The 18,689-nt window shown below is 68.6% G+C and carries 21 protein-coding genes; 15 read left to right on the top strand and 6 right to left on the bottom strand.

What is annotated here, in order from left to right:
• The first annotated feature begins 216 nt into the window (after nt 1-216).
• From EX20_RS01255 to EX20_RS01240, 4 genes are all read left to right on the top strand, one after another.
• Nucleotides 217-1,236 carry a LacI family DNA-binding transcriptional regulator gene (locus EX20_RS01255; protein WP_014723774.1) on the top strand — a complete coding sequence of 340 codons (1,020 nt, stop codon included), beginning with the start codon at nt 217-219 and terminating at the stop codon, nt 1,234-1,236.
• A complete protein-coding gene (locus EX20_RS01250; protein ID WP_034192508.1) occupies nt 1,233-2,513 on the top strand; it encodes an AGE family epimerase/isomerase in 1,281 nt (426 codons plus the stop codon). The genes EX20_RS01255 and EX20_RS01250 overlap by 4 nt, the downstream gene beginning before the upstream one ends.
• The gene (locus tag EX20_RS01245) at nt 2,510-3,418 is read left to right on the top strand and encodes a carbohydrate kinase family protein (protein WP_011886215.1); all 909 of its coding nucleotides are present in this window, start codon (nt 2,510-2,512) and stop codon (nt 3,416-3,418) included. The genes EX20_RS01250 and EX20_RS01245 overlap by 4 nt, the downstream gene beginning before the upstream one ends.
• A gap of 128 nt (nt 3,419-3,546) precedes the next feature.
• Nucleotides 3,547-3,768, top strand: coding sequence for a hypothetical protein (locus EX20_RS01240; protein WP_011886216.1), 222 nt, complete (start codon nt 3,547-3,549; stop codon nt 3,766-3,768).
• A gap of 134 nt (nt 3,769-3,902) precedes the next feature.
• Here EX20_RS01240 and EX20_RS01235 read toward each other — a convergent pair whose 3' ends face one another.
• Both EX20_RS01235 and EX20_RS01230 read right to left on the bottom strand, forming a co-directional pair.
• Nucleotides 3,903-4,097 carry a DUF2905 domain-containing protein gene (locus EX20_RS01235; RefSeq protein ID WP_011886217.1) on the bottom strand — a complete coding sequence of 65 codons (195 nt, stop codon included), beginning with the start codon at nt 4,095-4,097 and terminating at the stop codon, nt 3,903-3,905.
• A 12-nt stretch (nt 4,098-4,109) separates the two neighbouring features.
• A complete protein-coding gene (locus EX20_RS01230) occupies nt 4,110-5,300 on the bottom strand; it encodes a class I SAM-dependent methyltransferase (protein WP_034192507.1) in 1,191 nt (396 codons plus the stop codon).
• Nucleotides 5,301-5,313: 13 nt separating this feature from the next.
• Here EX20_RS01230 and EX20_RS01225 point away from each other — a divergent pair, with 13 nt between their 5' ends.
• From EX20_RS01225 to EX20_RS01195, 7 genes are all read left to right on the top strand, one after another.
• Nucleotides 5,314-6,057, top strand: a complete 744-nt coding sequence (locus EX20_RS01225; RefSeq protein WP_034192506.1) for an SDR family oxidoreductase — start codon at nt 5,314-5,316, stop codon at nt 6,055-6,057.
• Nucleotides 6,058-6,136: 79 nt separating this feature from the next.
• The gene (locus EX20_RS01220; protein ID WP_034192505.1) at nt 6,137-6,541 is read left to right on the top strand and encodes a dihydroneopterin aldolase; all 405 of its coding nucleotides are present in this window, start codon (nt 6,137-6,139) and stop codon (nt 6,539-6,541) included.
• Entirely contained in the window at nt 6,538-7,551 is a 1,014-nt protein-coding gene (gene ttcA, locus EX20_RS01215) for a tRNA 2-thiocytidine(32) synthetase TtcA (RefSeq protein ID WP_034192504.1), read from the top strand. Before EX20_RS01220 ends, ttcA begins: the two co-directional genes overlap by 4 nt.
• Nucleotides 7,552-7,687: 136 nt before the next feature.
• Entirely contained in the window at nt 7,688-9,049 is a 1,362-nt protein-coding gene (gene glmU / locus EX20_RS01210; RefSeq protein WP_034192503.1) for a bifunctional UDP-N-acetylglucosamine diphosphorylase/glucosamine-1-phosphate N-acetyltransferase GlmU, read from the top strand.
• A 57-nt stretch (nt 9,050-9,106) separates the two neighbouring features.
• Nucleotides 9,107-10,924 (top strand): glutamine--fructose-6-phosphate transaminase (isomerizing), encoded by a 1,818-nt coding sequence (gene glmS / locus EX20_RS01205; RefSeq protein ID WP_011886223.1) that lies wholly within the window; start codon nt 9,107-9,109, stop codon nt 10,922-10,924.
• Between the two features lie 50 nt (nt 10,925-10,974).
• Entirely contained in the window at nt 10,975-11,451 is a 477-nt protein-coding gene (locus tag EX20_RS01200) for a hypothetical protein (RefSeq protein WP_034192502.1), read from the top strand.
• Nucleotides 11,451-11,669, top strand: a complete 219-nt coding sequence (locus EX20_RS01195) for a hypothetical protein (RefSeq protein WP_011886225.1) — start codon at nt 11,451-11,453, stop codon at nt 11,667-11,669. The genes EX20_RS01200 and EX20_RS01195 overlap by 1 nt, the downstream gene beginning before the upstream one ends.
• 72 nt (nt 11,670-11,741) lie before the next feature.
• Here EX20_RS01195 and EX20_RS01190 read toward each other — a convergent pair whose 3' ends face one another.
• Complete coding sequence (locus EX20_RS01190; protein WP_011886226.1) at nt 11,742-12,578, bottom strand: FTR1 family iron permease; 837 nt, start codon at nt 12,576-12,578, stop codon at nt 11,742-11,744.
• Nucleotides 12,579-12,590: 12 nt separating this feature from the next.
• Nucleotides 12,591-12,923: a cupredoxin domain-containing protein gene (locus EX20_RS01185; RefSeq protein ID WP_011886227.1), complete on the bottom strand. Its 333-nt coding sequence runs from the start codon at nt 12,921-12,923 to the stop codon at nt 12,591-12,593.
• 306 nt (nt 12,924-13,229) lie between these two features.
• On the opposite strand from EX20_RS01185, the gene EX20_RS01180 reads away from it, so the two are divergent.
• Nucleotides 13,230-13,430 carry a heavy-metal-associated domain-containing protein gene (locus EX20_RS01180; protein ID WP_011886228.1) on the top strand — a complete coding sequence of 67 codons (201 nt, stop codon included), beginning with the start codon at nt 13,230-13,232 and terminating at the stop codon, nt 13,428-13,430.
• A gap of 49 nt (nt 13,431-13,479) precedes the next feature.
• Here EX20_RS01180 and EX20_RS01175 read toward each other — a convergent pair whose 3' ends face one another.
• Together EX20_RS01175 and EX20_RS01170 are read right to left on the bottom strand one after the other, a co-directional pair.
• The gene (locus tag EX20_RS01175) at nt 13,480-14,970 is read right to left on the bottom strand and encodes an aldehyde dehydrogenase (protein ID WP_034192501.1); all 1,491 of its coding nucleotides are present in this window, start codon (nt 14,968-14,970) and stop codon (nt 13,480-13,482) included.
• Between the two features lie 83 nt (nt 14,971-15,053).
• The gene (locus tag EX20_RS01170; RefSeq protein WP_011886230.1) at nt 15,054-15,605 is read right to left on the bottom strand and encodes a cupin domain-containing protein; all 552 of its coding nucleotides are present in this window, start codon (nt 15,603-15,605) and stop codon (nt 15,054-15,056) included.
• Between the two features lie 414 nt (nt 15,606-16,019).
• Between EX20_RS01170 and EX20_RS32695 the strand changes: the two genes are divergently transcribed.
• The 3 genes from EX20_RS32695 to EX20_RS01160 all read left to right on the top strand — a co-directional run bounded on the left by EX20_RS32695 (nt 16,020) and on the right by EX20_RS01160 (nt 18,679).
• Nucleotides 16,020-16,244 (top strand): hypothetical protein, encoded by a 225-nt coding sequence (locus EX20_RS32695; RefSeq protein ID WP_011886231.1) that lies wholly within the window; start codon nt 16,020-16,022, stop codon nt 16,242-16,244.
• A gap of 282 nt (nt 16,245-16,526) precedes the next feature.
• Complete coding sequence (locus tag EX20_RS01165; protein WP_034192500.1) at nt 16,527-17,312, top strand: gamma-glutamyl-gamma-aminobutyrate hydrolase family protein; 786 nt, start codon at nt 16,527-16,529, stop codon at nt 17,310-17,312.
• A 29-nt stretch (nt 17,313-17,341) separates the two neighbouring features.
• Nucleotides 17,342-18,679 (top strand): glutamine synthetase family protein, encoded by a 1,338-nt coding sequence (locus EX20_RS01160; protein WP_011886233.1) that lies wholly within the window; start codon nt 17,342-17,344, stop codon nt 18,677-18,679.
• Nucleotides 18,680-18,689: the final 10 nt, after the last annotated feature.

Raw genomic sequence — 18,689 nt, 5'->3', positions numbered from 1 at the left:
ATGAGCAACTTCACGCCGACCACCCGCGCACCGCAACACCGCCCCACACCAACCTTGCCTTTCCCGCGTTTTGTTTAGTATTTTTAGTTACGTCGTTTTCGCAGATTAGCACCTAAAAACCCGTTATTTCCGGGTATTCCCCGGTTATCCGGCCCGAATTGCGCCCGGATTTTTACTATACAATCGCCTTCACCCTAAACAAACCGGACCCGAACGATGGGCACCACCATTCGCGACGTGGCGCGGGCGGCAGAGGTCTCGATCGGCACCGTCTCGCGCGCGCTGAAAAACCAGCCCGGCCTGTCCGAGGCCACGCGCGCGCGCATCGTCGAAATCGCGCACCGGCTCGGCTACGACCAGGCGCAGTTGCGGCCGCGCATCCGCCGGCTCACCTTCCTGCTGCATCGCCAGCACAACCGCTTTCCCGCGAGCCCGTTCTTCTCGCACGTGCTGCACGGCGTCGAAGACGCCTGTCGCGAACGCGGCATCGTGCCCACGCTGCTCACGGTCGGGCCGAACGACGACGTGCTGCGCCAGATGCGTCCGCACGCGCCCGACGCGATCGCGGTGGCCGGCTTCATCGAGCCCGAGACGATCGAGGCGCTCGCGGCGACCGGCCGGCCGCTCGTGCTGATCGACCTGTGGGCGCCCGGCCTGCGTTCGGTGAACATCGACAACGCGACCGGCGCCGCGCTCGCGATGCGCCACCTGCTCGCCACCGGCCGCTCGCGCATCGCGTTCATCGGCGGCTCGGCCGCGCACTACAGCATCGCGCAGCGCGCGATCGGCTATCGGCGCGCGTTCTTCGAGGCCGGCAAGCTGTTCGATCCCGCCTACGAAGTGACGATCGACGCCGGCCTCGACCCCGACACCGGCGCCGCGCGCGCGATGGAGCAACTGCTCGACGCGCCCGGCCCGCGCCCCGACGCGGTGTTCGCGTACAACGACGCCGCCGCGCTCGCCGCGCAGCGCGTCTGCATCGCGCGCGGCCTGCGGATTCCGCAGGACATCGCGATCGTCGGCTTCGACGACATCCCGGCCGCCGCGCACGCGAACCCGCCGCTCACGACGCTCGCCGTCGACAAGGAGGCGCTCGGCCGCCGCGGCGTCGAACTGCTGCTCGCGGAAGCGCCCGAGCACACCGAGATCTCCCTGCCCGTCGAGCTGATCGTGCGGGCCAGCAGCCAGCCCGCCGGCTCACCGGCACTCGATACCGCCACGGTCCACGAATCATGAACATGCCTCCGGTCCAACCCACTCCGGCCGCGCCGGCCGGTCACGCGCAAGCGGCGCCGTTCGTCGCGAGCTTCCGCGATCCGTCGTTCCTGCTGTCGCACGTCGAGGACACGCTGCGCTTCTACGCGGCGAACGCGTTCGACCCGACGGGCGGCTTCCACCACTATTTCCGCGACGACGGCAGCATTTACAACCCCACGTCGCGGCATCTGGTGAGCAGCTGCCGGTTCGTCTACAACTACGCGATGGCTTACCGGCATTTCGGCGATACGCGCCACCTCGACTACGCGCGCCACGGCCTGCGCTTCCTGCGCGACGCGCACTGGGACGACGCGCTGCAGGGCTACGACTGGGAACTCGAGTGGCGCGACGGCCGCAAGCAGGCCACGCTCGACGCCACACGCCACTGCTACGGGCTCGCGTTCGTGCTGCTCGCCGCCGCGCACGCGACGATGGCGGGCATCGACGAAGCCCGCGCGCTGATCGCATCGACCTTCGAGCTCGCCGAGCGCCGCTTCTGGGACGCCGCCGCCGGCCTCTATGCCGACGACGCTACGCCGAACTGGCACGTATCGTCGTACCGCGGCCAGAACGCGAACATGCACATGACCGAAGCGCTGCTCGCCGCGTACGAGGCGACCGGCCATCTCACGTATCTGGATCGCGCGGAAAAGGTCGCGAGCCACATCACGCAGCGTCAGGCGGCGCTGTCGGGCGGCCTCGTGTGGGAGCACTTCCACGCGGACTGGTCGGTCGACTGGGACTACAACAAGGAAGACAGCTCGAACATCTTCCGGCCGTGGGGCTTCCAGCCCGGCCACCAGACCGAATGGGCGAAGCTGCTGCTGATCCTCGAACGCCACCGGCCGCTCGACTGGCTGGTGCCGCGCGCGACCGAGCTGTTCGACGCGGCGCTCGCGCACGCGTGGGACGCCGATCACGGCGGCCTCTGCTACGGCTTCGGCCCCGACTTCACGATCTGCGATCACAACAAGTATTTCTGGGTGCAGGCGGAGACCTTCGCGGCGGCCGCGATGCTCGGCGCGCGCACCGGCAGCGAGCGTTTCTGGGACTGGTACGACGAGATCTGGCGCTACAGCTGGGCGCACTTCGTCGATCACCGCTACGGCGCGTGGTACCGCATCCTCACCTGCGACAACCGCAAGTACAGCGACGAGAAGAGCCCGGCCGGCAAGACCGACTATCACACGATGGGCGCGTGCTACGACGTGCTCGCGACCCTGGCGCGCGCGGCGCGCAGCGAGACGACGCAATGAGCGGCGGCACCTTCCCGGCTTTCGTGTCGGCGGGCGACATCCTGACCGACATGGTGCGCGCAGGCGACGCGCAATGGACCTCGGTGCCGGGCGGCGCCGGCTGGAACGTGGCGCGCGCGGTCGCGCGGCTCGGCTTGCCGAGCGCGCTGGCCGGCGCGATCGGCGAGGACTGCTTCTCCGACGTGCTGTGGCGCGCGAGCGAGGCCGCCGGCCTCGACCTGCGGTTCCTGCAGCGCGTGCCGCGTGCGCCGCTGCTCGCGATCGTGCACGAGACGCGCCCGCCCGCGTACTTCTTCATCGGCGACGCGAGCGCGGACCTCGCGTTCGATCCCGCGCGGCTGCCGCAGGGCTGGGCCGAGCACGTGAAGTGGGCACACTTCGGCTGCATCAGCCTGGTGCGCGAGCCGCTCGCGAGCACGCTGGTCGCGCTGGCGGCGCAGCTGCACGCGCGCGGCGTGAAGATCAGCTTCGATCCGAACTACCGCAACCTGATGACGGCCGCGTATCGGCCGACGCTCGAGAAGATGGCCGGCCTCGCCGACCTGATCAAGGTGTCGGACGAGGACCTGCGCCACCTGTTCGGCGGCGACGGTCCCGACGCGGTCGCCGCCGTGCGCGCGCTGAACCCGCGTGCGGCGGTGTTCGTCACGCGCGGCGCGCAAGCGGCCACGCTCTACGCCGGCGACGACGTGCTCGAGGCAAGCCCGCCGCGCGTCGAAGTGGTCGATACGGTCGGTGCGGGCGACGCGTCGATCGGCGGGATGCTGTTCAGCCTGATGGCCGCGCCGCAGCGTTCGTGGCGCGAGCACCTCGCATTCGCGCTCGCGGCCGGTGCGGCGGCGTGCCGGCATACGGGCGCCCATGCGCCGACGCTCGACGAGGTCGTGGCGCTGCTCGAACGGTGACGCGTGACGGAGCGGACGGGCCGCGAACCGGGCACCGGCGACGCGTCGATCGGTCGCCGTTTCGCGGCGCTGTACATGCTGCGCCGCAGTGCTACGATGAGGCGTCCTACTGCGGGAGAGGCACGATGATGGACACGAACACATTCACGAAAGGCATCTACACGGCCAAGGCGCATACGCACCACGCCGGCAACGGCCAGTTCCAGGGCTACGTGATCCTCGCCCGGGACGACGGAAGCGAGACCGAGAACATGCGCTACGACGTCCATACGACGAGCACGAGCGAGGAAGAGGCATTCGAGGAAGCGATCGCGCTCGCGCACCGGATCCTCGGCGAGATCGAGCTTTGAGATGTGCGCTTTGATCCGCGAGCGTTGATCCTCGGGCTTGGACCTCGAGCTTCGACTCACGCGCCGCCACCAACCCAACCCTCAAGCGCGCGCCACGACCCCAGCCGTGGCGCGCCGTCGCCGTTGCGGGCTGCTCACAGCAGCCGCGCGACCATCGACAGAAGCATCGTCAGCACCAGCGTCGACATGAACGGGAACGGGTAGCGCCGGCCTCCCAGTGTGAGCGTGACGTCGCCCGGCAGGCGCCCGACGCCCAGTTTGCCGAGCCACGGCCAGCAACGCGTCAGGATCATCACCGCGACGAACGACGTCATCAGCCAGCGCAGCATCGCCGGCTCCCTTCAGAGCGCGTGCGAGCGGTCGCCGCGCGCAAACGCGTCGAGCGTGCCGTCGATGCCGCGCGAGAAGCCGATCACCTTGAACAGCTCGCCCATTTCCGCTTCCGAAATCAGTTTCTGCACCGCATTGGCGGCCGGCAGGAATGCGCGGATATCGGACGGATCGATGGCGGCCAGCGCGTCGGTGACGCCCGCGTTCAACAGGAAGCGCGCCTGCGACGTGTAGCCGAGCAGGTCCGCGCCGGTCGCGATGCCGGCTTCGTAGATGCCGGTGAATTCGACGTGCGCGGTGATGTCCTGCAGCCCCGGATACAGGAACGGATCGTCGTGCGCGTGGTGGCGGTAGTGGCACATGAGCGTGCCGCGCTCGCGCTGCGGATGGTAGTACTCGTGCGCCGGAAAGCCGTAGTCGACCAGCAGCACCGCGCCGCGCGCGAGCATCGTGCACACGGTGCGCGTGAACGCGAGCGCGGCTTCGTGCGTCTCGGTCACGTAGCCGTCGCCGACGTCGAGCGTCGCGAGCACCGCCGGCACGCCGGCCGCGCCCGCCGGGCGGTCTTCGAACACGAACGCGTGCCGCGCGTCGAGCGCGACGCCGCGCTCCAGCCACGTGTCGCCCGCCTTCGCGAACAGGCGCACCGGCATCGCGTCGAGCACCTCGTTGCCGACCACGACGCCGTCGAAGCGCTCCGGCAGCGCGTCGAGCCAGCGCACCTTGCCGGCGAGCGCCGGCGCGGCGGCCGCGATCGTCTCGCGCTGCCGCTCGCGCAGCTCGCCGGACAGATCCACGATCAGGTATTCGTCGAGTTCGACGCCGAGCGCGTCGAGCGCCGCGAGCAGCCCGGCCGCGAGCTTGCCGGTGCCCGCGCCGAATTCCATCACGCGACGCGTGCCGCTCGCCGCGAGCGCGTCCGCGACCGGATTCGCGAGCGTCTGCGCGAACAGCGGCGACAGCTCGGGGGCCGTCACGAAGTCGCTGCCGTCGTCGGCGCGGCGGCCGAACTTGCGCGCGCCGCCGCTGTAATAGCCGAGGGCGGGCGCATACAGCGCGCGCTCCATGAAGCGATCGAACGGCAGCCAGCCGCCGGCCGCCGCGATCTCGTCGCGCAGTTGCGCGGCAAGGGTTTCGGACTGCGCGAGCGCGTCGGGGCCGGGAGCAGGTAAACTAGCGGGTTCGTGAGCTTTCGGGTTCATCCCGGCATTGTAAATGACCGTTTCAGCCGATACGTCGCCCCCGCGCATCGCGCTCGTCGCCGGCGCGCTCGGCAGCGCGGCCGACGCCGCCACGCTCGGCCGTGCGCTCGCGACGCAATTCGCGCAGCGCGGCTGGGACGTCGCGCTGCAGCGCAGCCCCGGCGCGCCGCGTGCGGCAGCCGACGCGCTGATCGCCGAAGTCGCCGCGCGCGGCCGCCGCGCGGTCGTGCTCGACGCCGATCTGGCGCGGGAGGCCGACGCCGGCGGGCTGGTCGCCGCGTGCGGCGCGGCGCTGGGCCGCCCGGCGTGCGCGGTGTTCGTCAGCGCGTGCGCGGGCGCCGACGACGCGCACACGGCCGACGGCGCGGCGCTGGCCGGCGCGCTCGCGCGCAACGTGACGGCCGCGCTCGCGCTGGCCCGCGCGCTCGCCGACGCGACGCCCGACGCGGCGCGCGACGACGAGGCGCTGCGCGCGTGCGCGATCCACGTGCTCGATCAGGCACTGTTTCACCCGGCGCCCGCGCAGTTCTCGCATGCGCTGATGCAGGCCGCGCTGAACCGCGCGACCGCCGCGCTGGCGCTGTCGCTCGCGCCGAAGGTGCGGGTCGCGGCGCTGGTGCGCGGCCACGCGCCGCAGGCCGACGACATCGCCGCGGCCGCCTGCTATCTGGCGAGCGCGCCCGGCGTCACGGGCGCGACGCTGACCGTCGACGGCGGCGAGCACCTGGTGCCGCCGGACGCCGGCCCGAATGAATGAATCGCGCGCGAGCGCGCGGCCCGCGGGCCGCCGCCCGCGCCGCTTTGCGTGTGCGCACGCCAATTTGACTGGGACGACCATGTTTTCCGCTCTCCTGCACCCCCGCCTCGCGGACTGCCGCAGGCTCTACCTGCGCGACTACGAGGTGCACATCAACATCGGGGCCTTCGAACACGAGAAGCGCGGCGAGCAGCGCGTCGTCATCAACGTCGACCTGTTCGTGCCGCTCGCGCAGTCGACCCCGATCGACGACCGGCTGCATGAAGTCGTCGACTACGATCTGATGAAGCAAAGCGTCGCGCAATGTCTCGCGCGCGGCCACATCCATCTGCAGGAAACGCTGTGCGACGCGATCGCCGCGACCCTGCTGGCGCACGATGCCGTGCGCGCGGTACGCGTCTGTACCGAGAAACCGGACGCCTATCCGGACTGCGACGCCGTCGGCGTCGAAGTCTTTCGCATCAAGGACGAGGAGCGCGCATGAACGCCCCCCAAACGAACGACACGGCGGCCGACGGCGCCGCCACCGAAGCCATCGCCGCCGACTCCGGCCGCCGCGCGCTGACGCGCCGCGAGCAGAAGGAAGCGTACGAAAACAACAAGCTGTTCAAGCGGATCGCGCGCCAGGTCGGCCAGGCGATCGGCGATTACAACATGATCGAGGCCGGCGACAAGGTGATGGTCTGCCTGTCGGGCGGCAAGGACAGTTATGCGATGCTCGACGTGCTGCTGCGCCTGCGCGAGCGCGCGCCGATCGACTTCGACATCGTCGCGGTCAACCTCGACCAGAAGCAGCCGGGCTTCCCCGAGCACGTGCTGCCGGAATACCTGACGCAGATCGGCGTGCCGTTCCACATCGAGAACCAGGACACCTACAGCATCGTCAAGCGGCTCGTGCCGGAGGGCAAGACGACCTGCTCGCTGTGCTCGCGGCTGCGCCGCGGGATCCTGTACCGCGTGGCCGGCGAGCTCGGCGCGACCAAGATCGCGCTCGGCCATCACCGCGACGACATCCTGCAGACGCTGCTGCTGAACATGTTCTACGGCGGCAAGCTGAAGGGGATGCCGCCGAAGCTGCAGTCGGACGACGGCAGGAACGTCGTGATCCGCCCGCTCGCGTACGTGAAGGAAACCGATCTCGAGAAATACGCCGAGCTGCGCGAATTCCCGATCATCCCGTGCAACCTGTGCGGCAGCCAGCCGAACCTGAAGCGCGCGGAAATGAAGGCGCTGATCCGCGAATGGGACAAGCGCTTCCCGGGCCGCGTCGACAACATGTTCAGCGCGCTCGCCAACGTCGTGCCGTCGCACCTGATGGATACCGGCCTGTTCCCGTTCGCGTCGCTGCGCGCGACCGGCGTGGCCGATCCGCTGGGCGACATCGCGTTCGACGAGGAGCCGTGCGCGTCCGGCGATGCCGCGGGCGACGCGGCGGGCAACACGACGAGCGGCGCCGCGCGGCCGATCTCCATCGTCCAGTTCGACGACCTGTAAGCAGGGGCCGGAACGCGCGTCGCGACGGCGCGCGAGCGCCCGTTGCGGCGCTGTCGCCGCGCCGCGACAGGCCCGGGACGCCAGGGGCCGCATGCTAAAATGGACGGCTTCGAACTCCTCTGACATAGCTGGCGCCATGAATATCGTGATTTTGGCGGCAGGCACCGGCAAGCGCATGCGTTCCGCGCTGCCGAAAGTGCTCCATCCCCTGGCCGGCAGGCCGCTCCTCTCCCACGTCATCGCTACCGCGCGCACGCTGCAGCCGTCCCGGCTCGTCGTCGTCGTCGGGCATGGCGCCGAGCAGGTGCAGGCCGCGGTCGCCGCGCCCGACGTGCAGTTCGCGGTGCAGGCCGAGCAGCTCGGCACCGGCCACGCGGTGCGCCAGGCGCTGCCGCTGCTCGATCCCGCGCAACCGACGCTCGTGCTGTACGGCGACGTGCCGCTCACGCGTGCAACGACGCTCAAGCGTCTGGTCGACGCGGCACACGACGGCCGCTACGGGATTCTGACCGTCACGCTCGACGAGCCGACCGGTTACGGCCGAATCGTGCGCGACGCGGCGGGCTTCGTCACGCGCATCGTCGAGCAGAAGGACGCGTCGCCCGAGCAGTTGAAGATCGCCGAGATCAACACCGGCATCATCGTCACGCCGACCGCGCAGCTGTCGATGTGGCTCGGCGCGCTGAAGAACGAGAACGCGCAGGGCGAGTACTACCTGACCGACGTGGTCGAGCTCGCGATCGAGGCCGGCTTCGAGATCGTCACCACGCAGCCCGACGACGACTGGGAAACGCTCGGCGTGAACAGCAAGGCGCAGCTCGCGGAGCTGGAGCGCATCCATCAGCGCAACGTCGCCGATGCGCTGCTCGTCGAAGGCGTCACGCTGGCCGATCCGGCGCGCGTCGACGTGCGCGGCACGCTGCGCTGCGGCCGCGACGTGTCGATCGACGTGAACTGCGTGTTCGAAGGCGACGTGACGCTCGCCGACGACGTGACGGTCGGCCCGAACTGCGTGATCCGCAACGCGTCGATCGGCGCGGGCACGCGCATCGACGCGTTCACGCACATCGACGGCGCCCAGCTCGGCGCGAACACCGTGATCGGCCCGTACGCGCGGCTGCGCCCCGGCGCGCAGCTCGCGGACGAGGCGCACGTCGGCAACTTCGTCGAGGTGAAGAACGCGGTGATCGGCCACGGCTCGAAGGCGAACCACCTGACCTACATCGGCGACGCCGACATCGGCGCGCGCGTGAACATCGGCGCGGGCACGATCACCTGCAACTACGACGGCGCGAACAAGTTCCGCACCGTGATCGAGGACGACGTGTTCGTCGGCTCGGACACGCAGCTCGTCGCGCCGGTGCGCGTCGGCCGGGGCGTGACGATCGCGGCCGGCACGACGGTCTGGAAGGACGTCGCCGAAGGCACGCTCGCATTGAACGAGAAGACGCAGACCGCGAAGAGCGGCTACGTCCGCCCGGTCAAGAAGAAAAGCTGAACACCTATGGCGGGCGCCGGCACGGCGCCCGCTTCGACTTACAGGGATTGACGACTCATGTGCGGCATTGTCGGCGCAGTTGCGCAGCGTAATATCGTTCCGGTGCTGATCGAAGGATTGCGGCGCCTCGAATACCGTGGCTACGATTCGTGCGGCGTCGCCGTGCTCGAACCCGACGCACCGCGCCGCGCACGCAGCGTCGCGCGCGTCGCCGATCTCGACGCTCAGGTCCACGAAGCCCATCTCGAAGGCACGACCGGCGTCGCGCACACGCGCTGGGCCACGCACGGCGCGCCCGTCACGCAGAATGCCCATCCGATCTTCTCGTCGAACGCGCTCGCGCTGGTCCACAACGGCATCATCGAGAACTTCGAGACGCTGCGCGACGCGCTGCGCGCGAAGGGCTACGAGTTCGTGTCGCAGACCGACACCGAAGTGATCGCGCATCTGGTGCACAGCCTGTATCGCGGCGATCTGTTCGAAGCGGTGCGCGAGGCCGTGCAGCAACTGCACGGCGCATACGCGATCGCGGTCACGCACAAGGATCAGCCGCACACCGTCGTCGGCGCGCGCCAGGGCTCGCCGCTCGTGGTCGGCCACGGCGACGGCGAGAACTTCCTCGCGTCCGATGCGCTCGCGCTGGCCGGCAGCACCGACCGCTTCACGTTCCTCGAAGAAGGCGACGTCTGCGAACTGTCGCTCGACGGCGTGAAGATCGTCGATCGCCACGGCGCGCTCGTCGAGCGCGAGACGCGCGTGGTCAGCGCGTACGGCGGCGCGGTCGAGCTCGGCCCCTATCGCCACTTCATGCAGAAGGAAATCTTCGAGCAGCCGCGCGCGATCAGCGACACGGTGCCGCAAACCGAAGCGTTCGACCCGACGCTGTTCGGCGCGGCGGCAAGCGCCGCGTTCGCGAACATCGACAGCCTGCTGATCCTCGCGTGCGGCACCAGCTACTACTCGGGCCTCACCGCGAAGTACTGGCTCGAATCCATCGCGAAGATTCCGACCCAGGTCGAGATCGCGAGCGAATACCGCTACCGCGAGTCGGTGCCGAACCCGCGCCAGCTCGTGCTGGTGATCTCGCAGTCGGGCGAGACGGCCGACACGCTCGCGGCGCTCAAGCACGCGCAGTCGCTCGGCCACACGCACACGCTCGCCGTGTGCAACGTCGCGACGAGCGCGATGGTGCGGCTCACCGAGATGCAGTTCCTCACGCACGCGGGCACCGAGATCGGCGTCGCGTCGACCAAGGCGTTCACGACGCAGCTCGTCGCGCTGTTCGTGCTGGCGGCGACGCTCGGCAAGCTGCGCGGGCACGTCGACGCCGCGCAGGAAGCGCAATTCCTGAAGCAGCTGCGCCACCTGCCGGCCGCGCTGAACAGCGTGCTCGCGCTCGAGCCGCAGATCATCGCGTGGTCGGAGGAATTCGCACGCAAGGAAAACGCGCTGTTCCTCGGCCGCGGGCTGCATTACCCGATCGCGCTCGAAGGCGCGCTGAAGCTGAAGGAAATCTCGTACATCCACGCCGAAGCCTATCCGGCCGGCGAGCTGAAGCACGGGCCGCTCGCGCTCGTCACCGAAGCGATGCCGGTCGTCACGGTCGCGCCGAACGATACGCTGCTGGAGAAGCTGAAGTCGAACATGCAGGAAGTGCGCGCGCGCGGCGGCGAGCTGTACGTGTTCGCCGACGCCGACACGCAGATCGTCAACGACGACGGCCTGCACGTGATCCGGATGCCGGAACACTACGGGCAGCTGTCGCCGATCCTGCACGTCGTGCCGCTGCAACTGCTCGCGTATCACACCGCGTGCGCGCGCGGCACCGACGTCGACAAGCCGCGCAACCTCGCGAAGTCGGTGACGGTGGAATAAGCAATCGGCGCAGCGCAGCCCGGCGCACCGACGAGACTGACGGAGAGACCATGGTAAGACTGTTTGGATGCGGATTGCTGGCGCTGAGCGTCGCGTCGACGGGCTGGGCGGCCGAGCACTACGTCGAGGTCTGGAACCCGCCCGAGGCGCGCACGCCGGCCGCGCACGCGGCGGATGCCCGTACGCCTACCGCACGTACCGGCAGCAGTGCCGACTCGCATGCCGGCGGCAAGACCGCGGAAAAGCACGCCAGCGCTCAACCGAAGGCTTCCGTCAAGCCGCACAAGCGCCGCGTCGCGCAAGCCGTCAAAGCCACGCCGCATCGACCGCCTGCCGCGGCGGCCGACGCGCCGGCCGCGCCGCGCCCGGTCGCGCAGCCCGCGCCCGGCCGGCTCACCGTGATGCAGCCGGCCGCGCCGGACCCGCAGCACGCGCTGGGCTTCTCCGACATCCCGCGGCAATACACGCCGGACGGCAACGTGCTGCGCGTCGGCACCGGCAGCCGTTCCGCGGAGGTGACGCGATAATGGAAGCGCAGACCTATCACGGCTACCAGATCTGGGGCCATGCGATCCTGCAGCAAGACGAGATCCTGCAACCCGAACGGTTCGCGGCGAGCGGCACGATCACGCAGAACAACCGGCTCGTCGAAGCGTCGGGCGTGCTCGGCGTGTTCGATACCGAAGACGAAGCGCGCGAAGCCGGCCTCGAATGGGCCCGCGCGTGGATCGACGGTCATCAGTGAACGGCCCGCACGACGGGCGCATGCAACAAGGGGCGTCGACGACGCCCCTTGTTGCATGCGGATAGCGGAAATTCAGGCCGCGGCGCGCGGCGGCCGCACGGCCGGCTGCGGCCGGCCGACGAGCCGTGCCAGCGCGACGATCGCGACCAGCGTCCCGACGTACGCGGCGATCTGGATGCCGGCCGGACGCGCGGTATAGCCGATCAGCGCATGCAGCGCCTTGCCGACGACGCTCGATTCCTTCAGCAGCCACGACGTGTCCCACACCGCATCGCCCCACGACGGCACGAGGCCCGCGGCGAGCAGAAAGCCCACGCACTGGCTCGCCATCCCGGCCGCGAGCAGCACGATCAGCACGTTGGTGACCGAGAACAGGCGTTTCAGCGGAATCTGCAGCAGGCCCGCGTACATCGCGTAGCCGAGGCCCGCGCCGCCGAGCACGCCGAGCAGGCCGCCGGCGATCATCTGCGGCGTCTGCCCAGGGTCGCCGGCCGCGATGCCGTACAGGAACAGCACGGCCTCCGAGCCTTCGCGCAGCACCGCCGCGCCGACCACGATAGCGAGCCCCGTCAGCGGCCGGCTGCCGGCCGCCACCGCGCGGCCGACCTCGCCCATCTGCAGCGCGATCTCGCGGCCGTGCCGGCTCATCCAGATGCAGTGCCACGCCAGCATCAGTGTCGCGACGAACATCACGCCCGCGTTGAAGACTTCCTGCCCCATGCCGGACGCCCACTGCGAGATCGCGTCGGCGAACGCCGCGATCAGGCCCGCGCCGATCACGCCGCCGACGAGCCCGCCGCCGACCCACCAGCCGCGGCGCGGCACGCCCTTCGTGGCGGCCATCACGATCGACACGACGAGCGCGGCCTCGAGCACTTCACGGAACACGATCAGGGCAGTTGACAGCATGGCGGCGTCCGCTTACTTGACGGTGAGGTGCGTCTTCGACTGCGCTTCGTGATACTCGTCGTGGAACTCGTAAGTCCCGGCCTTCAGCGGCCCGACGAGGATCTCGACCGACTTGCCGGCCGGCACGACCTTCTCCGCCTTGAAGTCGTCGCTCTCGAATTCCGCGGGCGTCGCGTCGAGGTTCTTCACGACGAACTTCACGCGCTTGCCGGCCGGGATCGTCACGCCGTCGGGCGAAAACTTGTGGTCCTTCAACGTCAGGTTGACGACGTCGTCGGCGGCGAATGCGGAGCTGGCCGATGCGCCGAGCAGGGCGACGGCGAAACCGAGAACGAAACGATTCATGTGCATCATGAGGTGAAATGCCGAAGCGGATTGATATTAAGAGCGATTCGCATTTTCACCCTGGCGTATCCTTAAAGCAATCGGGAAGATCGATGGGTGCGCGCACGTGCCGCACCGCGCCGGGCAACGCGAGCGCCGCGTTTTGGCCCCGTCATCGCACCGTCAATCGGGAAAAATTCGGACGGGCGGAGGCGGTCGATTGGTCTGACTTCACGCTGACGAAAACCCTCGCGCGCCGCTTGACCTTCCCACCATGGCAAGCTTCATGCTGAACCTACTCGTCAATCGTCAACTCAGGAGAACACGATGGAATTCGAAGTCCAGGACATGACCTGCGGCGGCTGTGCCAATGCGATCACACGCGCGGTGACGGCCGCCGATCCCGCCGCGAAGCTCGACATCGACGTGGCCGCGAAGACGGTCAAGGTCGAATCGGCGCAGGGCGCCGAACGCGTGCAATCGGTGATCGAGGCCGCAGGCTTCCATCCGACGCTGCGCGCGGCTTGACGCAGACGGGGCGCGGTGGCGGTACGGCGCCGCGCGCCCCGCTCCCACCTCACCGCAACCGGATCAGCGTCGACTTCAGCTCGGTGTACTTCTCGAGCGCATGCAGCGACTTGTCGCGGCCGTTGCCCGACTGCTTGTAGCCGCCGAACGGGAAGTTCATGTCGCCGCCTTCGTCGTAGCAGTTCACCCACACCGTGCCCGCGCGCAGCCGGCGCGACACGTCGTGCGCGGTCGTCAGGTCCGACGTCCAGACGGCGGCCGCGAGCCCGTATTCGGTGTCGTTCGCGATCCGCACGGCCTCGTCGACATCGTCGAACACGATCACCGACAGCACCGGCCCGAAGATCTCCTCGCGCGCGATCTTCGCGTCGGGCTTCACTTCGAACACGGTCGGCTCGACGTAGAAGCCGCCCGTCTCCTGCCGCACGCGCGCGCCGCCGGTGACCAGCGTGCCCTCGCTGCGCCCCGCTTCGATGTAGCCGAGCACACGCTCGAGCTGGATGCCGTCGACGATCGCGCCCATCGACACCGACGGATCGAGCGGATTGCCCGGCACGTACGCACGCGCGGCCGCGACCAGCTTCTCGATGAACGCGTCCTTGATGTCGCGATGCACGAGCAGGCGCGAGCCGGCCGTGCACATCTCGCCCATGTTGTAGAAGATCGCGCCCGCGGCGGCCTGCGCGGCGCGCTCGAGATCCGGACAATCGGGCAGCACGATGTTCGGCGACTTGCCGCCGAGTTCGAGCCACGCGCGCTTGAGGTTCGACTGCGCGGCGTACTGCATGATCAGCTTGCCCACCGCGGTCGAACCGGTGAACGCGATGCAGTCGACGTCGCGATGCAGCGCGAGCAGCTTGCCCGGCTCGCCCGCGCCCGGCACGACGTTGAACACGCCGGCCGGGATGCCGGCCTCGTACGCGAGCTGCGCGACCCGGATCGCGGTCAGCGGCGATTTCTCCGACGGCTTCAGCACGACGCTGTTGCCGGCCGCGAGCGCCGGCCCGAACTTCCACGCGGCCATCAGGATCGGGAAATTCCACGGCACGACGGCCGCGACCACGCCGACCGGCTCGCGCGTGACGAGACCCACCAGATGATGATCGGCCGGCGCGACCTCGCCGCCGACCTTGTCGATCGCTTCGGCGAACCACTCGACGCAATACGCGGCGCCCGGCACGTCGACCGTCGTCGTGTCGCCGATCGGCTTGCCCGCATCGAGCGTCTCGAGCAGCGCGAGTTCGTCGAGATGCGTGCGCATCAGCGCGGCCCAGCGCAGCAGCACGGCCTTGCGCGCGCGCGGGTTCAGCCCGGCCCACACGCCGGCGTCGAACGCGCGCCGCGCGGCCGCGACCGCCGCGTTCACGTCGGCTTCGCCGCAGTCGGCCACCTTCGCGAGCACGCGGCCGTCGATCGGGCTCACGCAGTCGAACGTCCTGCCGCCGTGCGCGTCGCGCGACGCGCCGTCGATGAATGCGCGCCCTTCGATCCGGAGCGACGCCGCCTTGTCCTGCCAGTCAGCCAAAGTCAACTTGTTCATCAGGATTTCTCATTGTTTGGCATTCGCGCTGCGGCACGCCGCGCAACGGCAACGCTGCCGGCGGCGAATGCGGTGATGCGCGGTCAGAAGGTGGCCGGCGAATTGGCCGACACGACCTCGCAGAGCTGCTCCGCGCTGGGATTGCGAAAACGGTGCGGCAAACGGCTTTCGAAGTAGTAGCCGTCTCCGGGATCGAGCAGCCACGTCTCGCCGTCGACGGTCAGCTCGAGCCGCCCCGACACGACGACGCCGCCCTCGTGCCCCGCATGCGCGAGCATCTCCGCGCCGGTGTCGGCGAGCGGCTGATAGATCTCGCGCATGATGCACATGTTGCGATCCTTCACGCCCGCGCCGACGAGATGAAACGCGAGCGCGTCGTTGCCGAGGTTCGGCATCTGATCGCGACGCGACACGACCGAGCGCGACTCGACCAGTTCGAACGTGAAGAACTCGGCGAGACTCATCGGAATACATTCGAGCAGCTTCTTCAGCGAGCCGACCGACGGGCTCACGCGCCCCTGTTCGATCAGCGAGATCGCGCCGTTGGTCACGCCCGCGCGCTTTGCGAGCTCGCGCTGCGACAGGCCATGCTTGTTGCGCACGAAACGCAGACGCTCGGCGACTTCAGTGGACATCGATTCGGTTTCGGACACGATAGGAGTGCGGGAAAAAAGTGAAGCGACGCATTGGCTGCCGTTGAATATTCTAATCACTTTATCGCCCGGATCAGCGGGGAAAACCCTGAAAGGCGTTCGAAATAATGAACAGCGAGCGGGTCATTCCATTTAAGAATCTTTTATTCGGAATGCCTCGGGAAAGCCCTGACACGACACCGACAAAAAACATTTGACGGCGTTTTTGGCTCGTATATGCTGGCTCTCAGGTCAGCGTCATTCGTCGATCATCCGCACCAAAAGCGTTATCGCAACGCAAAAACCGGTGCAGTTCGACGTCAATGATGCGGATCGGGCACCTCGATTATTTTAAACGCCTCGCGCGCCGAAACGATCAGGTGTTCAATACTTTCAACAACCCAGTCGAGTGTAATCGTGAGAGTCCGTGGCCCTCTGGTGAGGTGGGATCGACGCGATGCGCGAAGTTCGCGCAGCGCCGGCCCCGCTTCCGATGGCAGTTGCGGCTGGCATAGTCCTCGCCTGCTGCACCTGTCGATCTACACCATCCTGTCCCGTCGTTCCGTTCGGCGTCACAACGCTGTTTCCGCACGTGCATTCGTGGCCGTCGACACCGACGAAGTCGCGTCGCTGCTGCCGTAGCGCCTCTCCCCTTTTTCGTCGTTCGTTTCTGCTGCCTGCTCGCTAACCGCGCCATCCGCGCGGTGACGGAACGCGTTCGCGCATTCGTTGCTGCGTCGCGTCGCGCAGCGAAACGAACGACGGCCTGACCGTCGCGCACAGCACGGGTCGCCAATCGTCCCGTCGTGCCCATTCATCAGCGGCCTCGCGTGTTGCGCGCGGCTGCGGGGCCGTGTCGCGCCTGCGTTCCTGCACGTTCGGGAACCGCGCACGCACACGCCCTACGCACAACTGATAGACGTCATGGAAAGGAAACCTCTCGTCGGCATCACTGCCGACCTCACGCAGATCGGCGCTCACGCGTCGCATACGGTCGGCGACAAGTACGTCGCGGCGATCGTCGACGGCGCACACGCGCTTGCGATGGTGCTGCCCGCGCTCGGCAATCGCCAGTCGGTGGACGACGTGCTCGCGACGGTCGACGGCCTGCTGTTTACCGGCAGCTACTCGAACGTCGAGCCGCATCGATACGGCGGCGAGCCGAGCGCGCCCGGCACCAAGCACGATCCGGCCCGCGACGCGACGACGCTGCCGCTGCTGCGCGCCGCGCTCGACGCGGGCGTGCCGGTGCTCGCCGTCTGCCGCGGCTTTCAGGAGCTGAACGTCGTCTGCGGCGGCACGCTGCATCAGCGCGTGCACGAAGTGCCGGGCCTCGACGATCACCGCGAGGACGACGACGCGCCGATGGACACGCAGTACGGCCCCGCGCACGTCGTGCATCTGACGCCGGGCGGCCTGCTGCACACGCTCGCCGGCGGCCGCGACGACGTCCACGTCAACTCGCTGCACAAGCAAGGCATCGCGCAGCTCGGCGCCGGCCTCGCCGTCGAAGCCGTCGCGCCGGACGGTCTGATCGAAGCCGTCAGCGTCGTCGACGCACCGGCGTTCGCGCTCGCCGTGCAATGGCATCCGGAATGGCGGCACGCGCAGGACCCGCTGTCCACGGCGATCTTCCGCGCGTTCGGCGACGCATGCCGCGCACGCCGCCACGCGCGCACGCAGGCCGCGTGCTCCGCTGCGCTCGCATGAGCGCGCCGACCCACATAACGAGAACGAACATGCAAGACATCGAAGACTTTCTGAAGCAGCACCGGATCACCGAGATCGAAGCGATCATCCCCGACATGGCCGGCATCGCGCGCGGCAAGATCACGCCGCGCAACAAGTTCACGTCCGGCGAATCGATGCGGCTGCCGCAGGCCGTGATGGTGCAGACGGTCACCGGCGAATATCCGGAAGACGGTTCGCTGACCGGCGTGACCGACCCCGACATGGTGTGCGTGCCCGACACGTCGACCATCCGCCTGATTCCGTGGGCCGTCGATCCGACCGCGCAGGTGATCCACGACTGCGTGCACTTCGACGGCTCGCCGGTCGAGATCTCGCCGCGCTACGTGCTGCGCCGCGTGCTCGAGCTGTACAAGGCGAAGGGCTGGAAGCCCGTGGTCGCGCCCGAGCTGGAGTTCTACCTGGTCGACATGAACAAGGATCCGGACCTGCCGCTGCGTCCGCCGGTCGGCCGCACGGGCCGCCCCGAGACGGGCCGCCAGTCGTATTCGATCGAGGCCGTCAACGAGTTCGATCCGCTGTTCGAGGACATCTACGAATACTGCGAAATGCAGAACCTCGACATCGACACGCTGATCCACGAAGTGGGCGCCGCGCAGATGGAGATCAACTTCATGCACGGCGACGCGCTGTCGCTTGCGGACCAGGTGTTCCTGTTCAAGCGCACGGTGCGCGAGGCCGCGCTGCGCCACAGCATGTACGCGACCTTCATGGCCAAGCCGATGGAAGGCGAGCCGGGCTCCGCGATGCACGTGCACCAGAGCATCGTCGACGAGGAAACGGGCCGCAACCTGTTCACGTCGCCGGAGACGGGCGGCGCGACGTCGCTGTTCTACAACTACCTCGCCGGGCTGCAGAAGTACACGCCCGCGCTGATGCCGATCTTCGCGCCGTACATCAACTCGTATCGCCGGCTGTCGCGCTTCATGGCCGCGCCGATCAACGTGCAGTGGGGCTACGACAACCGCACGGTGGGCTTCCGCATTCCGCATTCGGGGCCGGCCGCGCGCCGCATCGAGAACCGCATTCCGGGCGTCGACTGCAACCCGTATCTCGCGCTCGCGGCGACGCTCGCAGCCGGCTACCTCGGGATGACGCAGCGCCTCGAGCCGACCGAGCCGCTCGTCAGCGACGGCTACTCGCTGCCGTACCAGCTGCCGCGCAACCTGGAGGAAGGGCTCACGCTGATGGCCGCGTGCGAGCCGCTCGCCGGCATCCTCGGCGACAAGTTCCTGAAGGCGTATTTCGCGCTGAAGGAAACCGAATACGAAGCGTTCTTCCGCGTGATCAGCTCGTGGGAACGCCGTCATCTGCTGCTGCACGTGTAAGCGGCGCACG

It is taken from the genome of Burkholderia sp. WP42, from assembly GCF_000745665.1.
Lineage (GTDB): Bacteria > Pseudomonadota > Gammaproteobacteria > Burkholderiales > Burkholderiaceae > Burkholderia > Burkholderia vietnamiensis.
This window is presented reverse-complemented; position numbering and strand designations above follow the sequence as displayed.

What these genes read in the sequence shown, in the direction of transcription:
- glmU (WP_034192503.1), top strand. Translation starts at nt 7,688, where the DNA reads ATGAATATCGTGATTTTGGCGGCAGGCACCGGCAAGCGCATGCGTTCC.
- EX20_RS01230 (WP_034192507.1), bottom strand. Translation starts at nt 5,300, where the DNA reads ATGAACCCGAAAGCTCACGAACCCGCTAGTTTACCTGCTCCCGGCCCC.
- EX20_RS01175 (WP_034192501.1), bottom strand. Translation starts at nt 14,970, where the DNA reads ATGAACAAGTTGACTTTGGCTGACTGGCAGGACAAGGCGGCGTCGCTC.
- EX20_RS01185 (WP_011886227.1), bottom strand. Translation starts at nt 12,923, where the DNA reads ATGAATCGTTTCGTTCTCGGTTTCGCCGTCGCCCTGCTCGGCGCATCG.
- EX20_RS01170 (WP_011886230.1), bottom strand. Translation starts at nt 15,605, where the DNA reads ATGTCCACTGAAGTCGCCGAGCGTCTGCGTTTCGTGCGCAACAAGCAT.
- EX20_RS01240 (WP_011886216.1), top strand. Translation starts at nt 3,547, where the DNA reads ATGGACACGAACACATTCACGAAAGGCATCTACACGGCCAAGGCGCAT.
- ttcA (WP_034192504.1), top strand. Translation starts at nt 6,538, where the DNA reads ATGAACGCCCCCCAAACGAACGACACGGCGGCCGACGGCGCCGCCACC.
- EX20_RS01220 (WP_034192505.1), top strand. Translation starts at nt 6,137, where the DNA reads ATGTTTTCCGCTCTCCTGCACCCCCGCCTCGCGGACTGCCGCAGGCTC.
- EX20_RS01160 (WP_011886233.1), top strand. Translation starts at nt 17,342, where the DNA reads ATGCAAGACATCGAAGACTTTCTGAAGCAGCACCGGATCACCGAGATC.
- EX20_RS01195 (WP_011886225.1), top strand. Translation starts at nt 11,451, where the DNA reads ATGGAAGCGCAGACCTATCACGGCTACCAGATCTGGGGCCATGCGATC.
- EX20_RS01235 (WP_011886217.1), bottom strand. Translation starts at nt 4,097, where the DNA reads ATGCTGCGCTGGCTGATGACGTCGTTCGTCGCGGTGATGATCCTGACG.
- EX20_RS01180 (WP_011886228.1), top strand. Translation starts at nt 13,230, where the DNA reads ATGGAATTCGAAGTCCAGGACATGACCTGCGGCGGCTGTGCCAATGCG.
- EX20_RS01245 (WP_011886215.1), top strand. Translation starts at nt 2,510, where the DNA reads ATGAGCGGCGGCACCTTCCCGGCTTTCGTGTCGGCGGGCGACATCCTG.
- EX20_RS01225 (WP_034192506.1), top strand. Translation starts at nt 5,314, where the DNA reads ATGACCGTTTCAGCCGATACGTCGCCCCCGCGCATCGCGCTCGTCGCC.
- glmS (WP_011886223.1), top strand. Translation starts at nt 9,107, where the DNA reads ATGTGCGGCATTGTCGGCGCAGTTGCGCAGCGTAATATCGTTCCGGTG.
- EX20_RS01200 (WP_034192502.1), top strand. Translation starts at nt 10,975, where the DNA reads ATGGTAAGACTGTTTGGATGCGGATTGCTGGCGCTGAGCGTCGCGTCG.
- EX20_RS01190 (WP_011886226.1), bottom strand. Translation starts at nt 12,578, where the DNA reads ATGCTGTCAACTGCCCTGATCGTGTTCCGTGAAGTGCTCGAGGCCGCG.
- EX20_RS01255 (WP_014723774.1), top strand. Translation starts at nt 217, where the DNA reads ATGGGCACCACCATTCGCGACGTGGCGCGGGCGGCAGAGGTCTCGATC.
- EX20_RS01165 (WP_034192500.1), top strand. Translation starts at nt 16,527, where the DNA reads ATGGAAAGGAAACCTCTCGTCGGCATCACTGCCGACCTCACGCAGATC.
- EX20_RS01250 (WP_034192508.1), top strand. Translation starts at nt 1,233, where the DNA reads ATGAACATGCCTCCGGTCCAACCCACTCCGGCCGCGCCGGCCGGTCAC.